Consider the following 2,395-nt stretch of genomic DNA (forward strand, 5'->3'; position numbering starts at 1 on the left):
CGTGAGACGTGGTCGCGGAGCCGCTGGAGGTCGTCGAGTCCACGCAGGGTGAGCACCTCGGGCAGGTTGCGGTGCAGCCTCACGGGCAGCTGCCGGGCCCGGGAGCCGGTCGCGACGACGAGCCCGTCGTAGTCGAGCGCCAGCCCGTCGCCGACGTGGACGACGCGACGCTCCGGGTCGAGGCGCTGCGCCGCCACCCCGAGCATCCAGCTGGCTTCGAGGCGGTCGGCCTGGGCGAGAGCCACGTCGGCGTGTGAGGTGGGCAGTGGGTGCTTGGAGAGGGGTGGCCTGCGGTAGGGCCGGTGGCGCTCCGCTCCGACGATCGTCAGGTGGCCGTCGAAACCACGGCGGCGCAGCTCCTCCGCGGCGCTCAGTCCGGCCAGACCGGCGCCGACAACCACCACGCGCCGCATCGCTCACGCCTCGCGGATCGTGATGGCACCGACGGGGCACGAGGCGACGGCACGCTCGACCGCTGCCCGGTGCTGCGCGTTGGGCTCTGAGTCGTAGACGAGCTCGTCGTCGGCGTCGAGCTCGAAGACCTCCGGCGCCTCGAAGACGCACTGTGCATGGATCTCGCACAGGGTCCGATCGACGGTGACACGCATGGTCGTTCTCCTTCGGGGGGTTGGGCGGGTGGGGTTCCGTTCGAGACGGCTCCCACGGGTGGAAGAGGGACTACGCCGGGTTGAAGCGGGAGTACCGCTCGAAGCTCCAGGACAGGGAGCTGGCGTGGTCGACCTGGATGACCCGGTCGACGTCGAAGTCGATGTGCCGCAACGCTCCCGGCTGAGCCGCGGCCCGGCCCGCGTCCCAGTCGACGCGGGCCCTTCCGGTGAGGTGCAGGGAGTGGCCGTGCTCCCAGTCCAGGAAGAGCAGGCTGGTCCGGGGCTCGATCTCGAGGTTTCCCAAGGTCATGAACATCGAGTTGCCGACGTAGTCGGGCCAGCTCAGCGACCCTCGCCCCACCGTGACGAACCCGGGATTGCCGCCGCGGTGGGAGGTGTCGACTCCGAGGCCAGGGGAGGCGGTGCCGACGAAGAAGGTGTCGGCCCCGGCGATCCAGCGCTCCTGCTCGGGTGCGAGCGTGTCGCTCTCCCGGCGGCCCGTGGTCGGCCGGTCGCCGGCCGAGTGCGGGGTCCGGGTCTGGATGTACTTCGGGCAGTTGGCGTAGACCTGCTGCGTCGTGATGACAAGGTCGGAGTCGACTCGCACCGCGACACCGTTGATCCTCATCCTGCGGCGGGTGGTGGGCTCGAGCGCGAGGATCCCGACCTCGACCGGCGCAGTGTTCGGCGGGGTGGTGGCTGACGTGCCCAGCACGTCCGCCAGTGGGTCCAGGCCCGAGAGGGCGGCCGTCACCCGGATCTGGTCCTCCGCCTCGACCCGCACGAGGCCGGGCGCTCCCGTCAGCTGCGTGGTCCAGGGGTTGCCGGCGCCGTCGAGCGCGGTGATCGACAGGAACCGCTGTCGGCCGAGGAAGTCGGCTGCAACGTGAGGGATGGTGCGGCCGACACCGCTCGAGCCCCATGCGTCGGCCTCGACGCCGGCACGGACCTGGACGGCCTTCTCACCTGGGTGGAACATGACAGTCTCGAATCGTTCGGGGTGCGGGCCCGGGTGGAGGTCCGGGCCCACACCAGGTCCGGTCAGAAGAAGCCGCAGGTGGGCGCACTCTTGACGGGCGCCTCGGCACCCTCGGCACCCGTGGGTGCATAGATCTCGAGTCGGACGCCGTCCGGGTCGGCGAAGAAGATGCCGCCCGAGGCGGCCCCCTCGCCGTGCGGCACGATGCCGTCGTAGGCGAACTCGACGCCCAGCTGCTTGAGGGTTGCCTCGGCCTCCCGCACCGTGGCGATCTCGGCGACCTCGAAGGAGAGGTGGTGCAGGCCGGGCAGGCCGGTGGCGAAGCTGCCCTCGCTCTGTTCCCAGAGGGCGATCTGGACCCGTCCGTCCGTGCCGAGCAGGGCGAAGGCCCGGTCGCCGTCGGGCTCCTGGGCGATGACGTCGAAGTCGAAGAGGCGACCGTAGAACTCGATCGACCGGGCGAGATTCGTGACGTTGAGGCCGATGTGGCCGGGCTTGAGGGGTGCGGTACTCATACGGTGTTCTCCTCGGAATCTAATGGTTCATCAGCGTGTTTGCGTTAGGCACGCTATGGCCCGGCCTAATGCCTGTCAAGGGATAAACTGTTGGTCGGTCCGGCACCACGTGCTGGAAGAGGAGTGAACGTGTCCGAGGTTCCGCCCGAGGTCCCCGATCTATATCCGGGCGAGCCGACCGCCGTCCGGCTGATGAACACCGTGTGGGCCGACCGGGCCGGGGTCCACGACGCCCTGCGCACGACGTCCCAGCTCGAGGCCTGGTGGTCGCTCATCGGCTTCGCCTCCCGCGA

4 protein-coding genes are annotated in these 2,395 nt (G+C 70.0%); all 4 read right to left on the minus strand.

Annotated features, from left to right (window positions below):
- Positions 1-404, minus strand: a 404-nt coding sequence (locus tag LOY02_RS15160) for an FAD-dependent oxidoreductase (RefSeq protein ID WP_317183198.1), incomplete at its 3' end; no start/stop codon positions are given.
- A gap of 12 nt (positions 405-416) precedes the next feature.
- The gene (locus LOY02_RS15165; protein ID WP_317183199.1) at positions 417-608 is read right to left on the minus strand and encodes a ferredoxin; all 192 of its coding nucleotides are present in this window, start codon (positions 606-608) and stop codon (positions 417-419) included.
- 70 nt (positions 609-678) lie between these two features.
- Positions 679-1,587 (minus strand): pyridoxamine 5'-phosphate oxidase family protein, encoded by a 909-nt coding sequence (locus LOY02_RS15170; RefSeq protein WP_317183200.1) that lies wholly within the window; start codon positions 1,585-1,587, stop codon positions 679-681.
- Positions 1,588-1,649: 62 nt separating this feature from the next.
- Positions 1,650-2,102, minus strand: coding sequence for a VOC family protein (locus LOY02_RS15175; RefSeq protein WP_317183201.1), 453 nt, complete (start codon positions 2,100-2,102; stop codon positions 1,650-1,652).
- Positions 2,103-2,395 lie beyond the last annotated feature (293 nt).

The organism is Intrasporangium sp., assembly GCF_032907665.1.
GTDB lineage: Bacteria > Actinomycetota > Actinomycetes > Actinomycetales > Dermatophilaceae > Intrasporangium.

Coding starts and splice junctions, on each gene's coding strand:
- LOY02_RS15165 (WP_317183199.1), bottom strand. CDS start 608: ATGCGTGTCACCGTCGATCGGACCCTGTGCGAGATCCATGCACAGTGC.
- LOY02_RS15170 (WP_317183200.1), bottom strand. CDS start 1,587: ATGTTCCACCCAGGTGAGAAGGCCGTCCAGGTCCGTGCCGGCGTCGAG.
- LOY02_RS15175 (WP_317183201.1), bottom strand. CDS start 2,102: ATGAGTACCGCACCCCTCAAGCCCGGCCACATCGGCCTCAACGTCACG.